Origin of the sequence: Staphylococcus sp. GDY8P119P, from assembly GCF_017892075.1 — a bacterium.
In the GTDB taxonomy this organism is placed as follows: domain Bacteria; phylum Bacillota; class Bacilli; order Staphylococcales; family Staphylococcaceae; genus Staphylococcus; species Staphylococcus ureilyticus.
The window spans coordinates 1,130,471-1,136,802 of record NZ_JAESKJ010000006.1; the positions used below are offsets into that span (position 1 = coordinate 1,130,471).

Sequence of the window (6,332 nt, forward strand, 5' to 3'; positions counted from 1 at the left end):
CTTCCTTATATAGTCATACTAATGAGTTCAACATTAGAAATATGTTCAATCTTTTTCAATGAATTTATAACTTCATCTATTTCTAAATCTGTGTCTTTACCATCTAATGATAGTGTAATGGTAGCTCTACCGTCCATAGGTATACTTTGATGAATCGTCAGCACTGACAAATCTAATTTAGAAAGTGTATTTAAAACTTTAGCTAACATACCTATGATGTCATTTACATACAATATCAATGTAAATTCTCTTGTTTCCTCTAATTTTTCGTCAACTGGAAATATCGTGTCTCGATATTTATAAAACGCACTGCGGGATAAATCGAATTGCTTCACTGCTTCAAATATGGACAATGATGGGTCATTTTTCAAAACTTCTTTGATTTGTAAAGTTTTAACCACTGATTCAGGTAAAACATCTTCACGAATTAAATAAAACTTTTTATTTTCATTTTTGTCCATATCAAGCACTCCTATTCAACAAATTCAAATTCTCCACCAAGTATTCTTACAATATCTCCATTTTCACAACCACGTTCACGTAGTGCATCGTCAATACCCATTGAACGCATTTGACGCGCAAAACGTCTAACGGCTGGATCACTATTAAAGTCAGTCATTTTGAACATTCTTTCTATGGCTTTACCACTCACTACGTAAGCAGCATCATCGTCTCTTGTAATCGTAAATGCATCCTGGCTAGGCGTGTGTTTATAGACAACTCTATTAACACCCAAATCTTCTTCTTCCTTATTAAAATCTACATCTTTAACTTCTTCTAGTGTATCAGCAATAGCATATAATAATTCATCAATATTGTCGTGCATTACTGTAGACAACGGAATAATACGTACACTGGTATCATTTAATTGTTCTTTAAAAATAGTTAGATTATCTTCTGCATCGGGGATATCCATTTTATTAGCAACAACTATTTGTGGTCGATCTTCTAATCTATGTTCATAAGCTTTTAATTCTTCATTAATAATTTGATAATCTTCGTAAGGATCTCGACCTTCTGAACCACTCATATCAATCATATGCACAATTACTTTGGTTCTCTCAACGTGTCTTAAAAACTGATGACCTAATCCGATACCTTCAGAAGCGCCTTGTATAAGACCAGGTAAATCCGCCATCACAAAACTTCGATGATCTTTGGTAGAGACAACACCTAAGTTAGGTTTAATAGTCGTAAAATGATAAGCTCCAATCTTTGGTTTTGCTTTAGAAACTGTTGATAGTAATGTAGATTTCCCAACACTTGGGAAACCGACTAAACCAACATCTGCAAGTAGTTTTAATTCCAAAGTAACCTCAATTTCTTCACCTGGTTCACCATTTTCACTAAAATCTGGTGCAGGGTTTCGTGGAGAAGCAAAGCGTGAATTCCCACGACCACCACGACCGCCTCTAGCAACTGTAGCACGCTGTCCATTCTCTACTAAATCTGCTAATACTTCTTCAGTTTCAACACTTTTAATGATTGTACCTGGTGGCACTTTTAATACTAAATGCTCAGCGTTTTTCCCGTGCATATTACTACTTTGGCCACCTTCACCTCTTTTAGCTTTGAAATGTGTTTGATATCTGAAATCTAATAACGTTCTTAGACCTTCATCTACTTCGAACACAATTGAAGCTCCGTTACCACCATCACCACCAGCTGGTCCACCAAATGGTACGTATTTTTCTCTTCTGTATGCAGTTATGCCATTACCACCATCACCAGCTTTAAGTGATATTTTAACTTGATCAACAAACATGATTTCACCTCTTTTTTACTAAATTTAATTTACATATCTTGTATATTATAGCATTTTCTAGATAACTAGAAAATAAAGACAAAAATAAACACCAGAAGTCATCACTTCTGGTGTTAACATTAACAAAAATTACTCAGCAGCTGCGTATACAGATACTTGTTTTTTGTCTCGACCTTTACGTTCGAATTTTACAACGCCGTCGATTTTAGCGAATAATGTATCGTCGCCACCACGACCAACATTTTCACCAGGATAAATTTTAGTACCACGTTGACGGAACAAAATAGAACCGCCAGTAACGAATTGACCATCCGCACGCTTAGCACCTAAACGTTTTGATTCAGAGTCACGTCCGTTTTTAGTAGAACTTACCCCTTTTTTAGATGCGAAGAACTGTAAGTTTAATTTTAACATTTGGTTGCACCTCACTTATAATTTAATCTAATATTTTCTTTGTATTCTTCTTCAATTGTCTGCAAAGAGACTAACATTGCCTGAAGAATTAATTGCGCTTTTTCGTTATGTGTATCGACACTTCTAACATGGAAGTATCCACCGTCATCACTATAATCAATGTCGGGTTTCTCGGTTGTTAATCCCATTATAGCATTAACACTACCGAAAATAACTGCAGATGCTCCTGCACATACAATGTCATAACCATACTCACCATGTTCGGCATGACCATCCATGACAACGTCTGTTACTTGGCCCGAATCATTTAATGTAACATCTACTTTAATCATAATTATGCGTTGATTTTGTCGATTGTTAATTTAGTGTATGGTTGACGATGACCTTTTTTACGTTTAGAGTCTTTACGACGTCTATAAGTGAATACAGTAATTTTTTTACCGCGACCTTGTTTGTTTACAGTAGCAGTAACTGTTGCACCTTCAACTGTTGGCGCACCAACTTTAACTGAATCTCCACCTACAAATAATACTTTATCAAAAGTGAAAGAATCACCTTCATTTACGTCTAATCTTTCAACGAAAATTTCTTGTCCTTCTTCAACTTTTACTTGTTTTCCACCTGTTTCAATAATAGCAAACATACTTTGCACCTCCTATAATTTAAGTCACGCCAAAATCAGGTGACATCACTGTACTTGAACCTGAATTTGAGCGGTTGTATGTAGCTAGAAACTACTCAACTACTGCATTTTAGCATTACAATCTTTTACTGTCAATCTTCAATTGGATTTTTTTGAGAAATTTTGTTATTAGCGGATACAAAATAATTAATAAAATAAAGTTTAGTATAAACGTCGGTAACATTCTAAAAATCACAAATTCAAATAAATTAAATTGAACTAATCCTAAAGCACTATATATAATTGCTACATAAATCTCTAACACGAGTGTACTCAACAATACGATTGTAAATAACATCGAATGATCTCGATAAAATACTTTGAAGAAAAAATCCATGATGACAACTAATAAAATATAACCAAATAAATATAGTCCGTAAAAACTTCCATAATATAAATCCGTAATTAATCCTAAGACAATTGAGAAAACCATTGCTACACCAAAACCTCTATAGACACTCATGATTAAGATGTACATTATCGTTAAATGAGGCACGAAGATGATTTCGTTTCCAGAAATTTGCATAGGTATCACTAGTGCAATTGCAGTATCAATATAAAAAAGAATGATACCAATAAGAAAGTAGTAAAACGTACGCATTAATTATCACCACTTTCAGTATCAGGCACCGTATTAGGGTCTCTTTTAGCAACATAAACATGGCTTAAATCAGCTAAATCAGTACCAGTTTTCACTCTAACTTCTTTAGATAAGCCATACTCATCATTTTCAACTTTTGCTACTTCACCTATGTATAACCCTGTTGGAAGCTGATCAGCTAATCCACTTGTAACTACTTTATCTCCTTTTTTAATACTGTCTTTATTGTTTATATCAGATATTACTAGCTCTTCAGTTTTAGCATCATAATGGTCTATGAGACCAAACACATTTTTGTCATCATGTTGAATATTGACAGATAAGCGATTCGCCCTTGTATTTGTTGATATTAAATCTACTTGTGAAGAGAATTGATTCACTTTAGAGATACGTCCAACTAATCCATCAGAAGTCATTACTGCCATATTATTTTTGATGCCATCTTTTGCACCCTGATTAATCACTAATGTATTCATCCACTGATCAGGATTTCTTGAAAGAACTGTGCTTGAAATTGGATCAAATTTAGATATATCTTCAATATCTAATTCTTTTTTATACTTTTTATTTTCTGATTTTAACCTTTGATTTTCTGCTTCTAACTGTTTTATTTCACTTGATTGCTTTTTGGAGTCGCCATTAGAAAAAATACTATTGATAGATCCAGTAACAAAGTGGACTGGATAACTCACAGCTTTTTGGCCAAAAGCAACCGTATCTCCCACATATTGTTCAACATGTGATTGTGATTGTGAGCGTAATGACACACCAATCAAGGCTATAAACACAATGATTGCACATAATATAACAATCAATTTGTTGTTTCTAAAAAACTTTGACAACCTAAACACCTCTATTAACCAACTATTTTATCTTCTTCTTATCATTTTATATTACTACTAAAACGAAATAAAGCACGAACATAAAGAATATAGAACAAAATTTATTTACGGATTTAAATATGAAGATAAGTTTATTATATTTTATATTCAAACATTGTGATAACTTGTATTATAGCAGTAATTATATAGAATAGTGTATTATTTAGTATTGATTTTAACACATCAATTAATTTTTATAATAGGCAACTAAAAATAACGTCAAGGTAACCCATTATTCATTTCAATAAATATCCAACCGCATAAAAAAGAACGAGTCAAAATCAATCATATCCAAATCGACTTTAAAACTCGTCCTGCTTATTTATCCTATTTATTTTTAAAAATCTAAGAAATGCTTAGAAGCAGTGTAAACTGCTCTTACATACACATTCGATTAACTTTTAGTACTTGATTAAATAAATCTAATTTTTTTCTTCATCTGATGATGTTTTAGAGTCGTTAGACTTACTAGATTCTTTTTCATCTTCTTTATAAAGCGTTTCTTCTTTACGCCAACGTGCAAATAAATTTTGTGCTTTTGCTTGTTCGTCTGCTTTTTTTTCATTAGATTTTTCACTCATTATAAACACCAACCTTTTCTTATTACTTATATAAGGCTAACTTATTTATTAAAAGAATTCAAATCCATTACTCATAATTTGATGCTGGCTTTAATTCTATATGTTCACCTAATTGATTAAGGTCTTGATTCATCTCTATTTCAGTTTTATAAACTCTCATAGATTCAGAACCAAATTTATATATAATAAATTCATCGCCACGTTGCCCAGCCAAATAAGAGTCGTTATATCCCATTCTTTCAATACCAGTTACTGACATAAACTCTCGTTTATCAATCCAATTAAACATATTCTTCGTTTGACTAAGTGGAACGTTATTTAAAATATCATTATCTTCCACTGAATATCTTTGTCCACCTGTTAGGTGCCCTTTATTTGCGCTATTATTTAAGGATGATTCATCATTGTGCATTGGATTCCAATCTTGGTCTTTTAAAAAAGGCGCGTATTTGAGTGCGAAAAATACAATTACTATAATGGCAATAATAGCTATAATATTCTTTATAATGCTAAATATGAAACGCATGAACCATCCTCCTATTTTATTCATCAAAATTATAGTATGTTTAATAAAGTTTATCATCAGACTATAGGTGTATTTATATTTTAACTATAGACCGATGTATGTTTCATGCATTAATATTAAACTATATTAAAAGGAGTGAATAGACAATGAGTATTTTATCTATAATCCTGCTTGCACTCTTAGTTATCTTATTATTTAGAGTAGGTTTATCTATTTTAAGATTTTTAATCTATGTTGGCATAATTGTATTATGTATTTACCTAGGATACCAAGGCATTCTTTGGTTAATGGAAAATTATAATCAATTTTTCAGTTTTATAAATTAAAATTTTAGCGCTTATAGACATTGATGTCCAATAAGCGCCTTTTTTTATTCATATGACTGTTTTTCGCAATTACACGCTTACATTAATAACAAGCACACAATAATAACACCCAAATTAATCTAACGACGACCGTACTAAAAATGAATAAGCCTAATCTTTCAAAAATTAAGACGCGTTGATGAAACTATACCGCCAACTGTCAAAATCAAAATAGTACTATATAAATGCATTATAATCATTTGCATTTAATAAATCACAGGTAATAATAGCGCAACTAAAAGTATATTGCCTACTGCTTAACCAGCTAATTTGATGTCTCGGATATAAAATAACTATTTAGTATATAATGACAGAGCCATTCAATATCATCAGCAATATTAACTCCATTTAAACTAACATAGTTTAATCAAAATATCCTTCTTCTACCATACTTAAATATTCATGGTCTCCTATAATGACATGGTCTAATAAATCAATACCTAAAAGTTGTCCACATTCTCTAAGTCTTTCGGTGGTTTTAATATCTTCATTTGAAGGTGTTACATCTTATCAAGAG

At 31.9% G+C, this 6,332-nt stretch carries 10 protein-coding genes, 1 pseudogene and 1 other annotated feature; of the genes and pseudogenes, 1 reads left to right on the forward strand and 10 read right to left on the reverse strand.

All coding sequences use genetic code 11. From position 1 onward, the window contains the following. Positions 1-5: 5 nt before the first annotated feature. The 9 genes from KA830_RS09550 to KA830_RS09590 form a co-directional block, all read right to left on the reverse strand. On the reverse strand, positions 6-461 hold the full coding sequence (locus KA830_RS09550) for an ACT domain-containing protein (RefSeq protein ID WP_046207921.1): 456 nt from the start codon (positions 459-461) through the stop codon (positions 6-8). Between the two features lie 11 nt (positions 462-472). Continuing rightward, a complete protein-coding gene (gene obgE / locus KA830_RS09555) occupies positions 473-1,765 on the reverse strand; it encodes a GTPase ObgE (RefSeq protein ID WP_064208870.1) in 1,293 nt (430 codons plus the stop codon). Between the two features lie 129 nt (positions 1,766-1,894). Further along, positions 1,895-2,179, reverse strand: coding sequence for a 50S ribosomal protein L27 (rpmA, locus tag KA830_RS09560; protein ID WP_019468507.1), 285 nt, complete (start codon positions 2,177-2,179; stop codon positions 1,895-1,897). An 11-nt stretch (positions 2,180-2,190) separates the two neighbouring features. Further along, the gene (locus KA830_RS09565; RefSeq protein WP_064208869.1) at positions 2,191-2,511 is read right to left on the reverse strand and encodes a ribosomal-processing cysteine protease Prp; all 321 of its coding nucleotides are present in this window, start codon (positions 2,509-2,511) and stop codon (positions 2,191-2,193) included. 2 nt (positions 2,512-2,513) lie between these two features. Then, on the reverse strand, positions 2,514-2,822 hold the full coding sequence (gene rplU, locus KA830_RS09570) for a 50S ribosomal protein L21 (protein WP_046207924.1): 309 nt from the start codon (positions 2,820-2,822) through the stop codon (positions 2,514-2,516). Between the two features lie 12 nt (positions 2,823-2,834). Then, positions 2,835-2,908, reverse strand: a sequence feature (ribosomal protein L21 leader region). 29 nt (positions 2,909-2,937) lie between these two features. Continuing rightward, positions 2,938-3,462, reverse strand: a complete 525-nt coding sequence (mreD, locus tag KA830_RS09575) for a rod shape-determining protein MreD (protein ID WP_046207925.1) — start codon at positions 3,460-3,462, stop codon at positions 2,938-2,940. Further along, positions 3,462-4,304 carry a rod shape-determining protein MreC gene (gene mreC, locus KA830_RS09580; protein WP_046207926.1) on the reverse strand — a complete coding sequence of 281 codons (843 nt, stop codon included), beginning with the start codon at positions 4,302-4,304 and terminating at the stop codon, positions 3,462-3,464. The genes mreD and mreC overlap by 1 nt, the downstream gene beginning before the upstream one ends. Before the next feature lie 461 nt (positions 4,305-4,765). Next, positions 4,766-4,924, reverse strand: coding sequence for a hypothetical protein (locus KA830_RS09585; protein ID WP_164987239.1), 159 nt, complete (start codon positions 4,922-4,924; stop codon positions 4,766-4,768). 67 nt (positions 4,925-4,991) lie between these two features. Beyond that, the gene (locus tag KA830_RS09590; protein ID WP_046207927.1) at positions 4,992-5,450 is read right to left on the reverse strand and encodes a DUF4930 family protein; all 459 of its coding nucleotides are present in this window, start codon (positions 5,448-5,450) and stop codon (positions 4,992-4,994) included. Between the two features lie 146 nt (positions 5,451-5,596). Between KA830_RS09590 and KA830_RS09595 the strand changes: the two genes are divergently transcribed. Further along, positions 5,597-5,776, forward strand: coding sequence for a hypothetical protein (locus KA830_RS09595; RefSeq protein ID WP_019468500.1), 180 nt, complete (start codon positions 5,597-5,599; stop codon positions 5,774-5,776). A 402-nt stretch (positions 5,777-6,178) separates the two neighbouring features. Here the strand turns inward: KA830_RS09595 and KA830_RS09600 are convergent. Then, a pseudogene (locus KA830_RS09600) lies at positions 6,179-6,322 on the reverse strand (JAB domain-containing protein); the annotation flags it as partial. Positions 6,323-6,332 lie beyond the last annotated feature (10 nt).

Coding starts and splice junctions, on each gene's coding strand:
- KA830_RS09550 (WP_046207921.1), bottom strand. CDS start 461: ATGGACAAAAATGAAAATAAAAAGTTTTATTTAATTCGTGAAGATGTT.
- obgE (WP_064208870.1), bottom strand. CDS start 1,765: ATGTTTGTTGATCAAGTTAAAATATCACTTAAAGCTGGTGATGGTGGT.
- rpmA (WP_019468507.1), bottom strand. CDS start 2,179: ATGTTAAAATTAAACTTACAGTTCTTCGCATCTAAAAAAGGGGTAAGT.
- KA830_RS09565 (WP_064208869.1), bottom strand. CDS start 2,511: ATGATTAAAGTAGATGTTACATTAAATGATTCGGGCCAAGTAACAGAC.
- rplU (WP_046207924.1), bottom strand. CDS start 2,822: ATGTTTGCTATTATTGAAACAGGTGGAAAACAAGTAAAAGTTGAAGAA.
- mreD (WP_046207925.1), bottom strand. CDS start 3,462: ATGCGTACGTTTTACTACTTTCTTATTGGTATCATTCTTTTTTATATT.
- KA830_RS09585 (WP_164987239.1), bottom strand. CDS start 4,924: ATGAGTGAAAAATCTAATGAAAAAAAAGCAGACGAACAAGCAAAAGCA.
- KA830_RS09590 (WP_046207927.1), bottom strand. CDS start 5,450: ATGCGTTTCATATTTAGCATTATAAAGAATATTATAGCTATTATTGCC.
- KA830_RS09595 (WP_019468500.1), top strand. CDS start 5,597: ATGAGTATTTTATCTATAATCCTGCTTGCACTCTTAGTTATCTTATTA.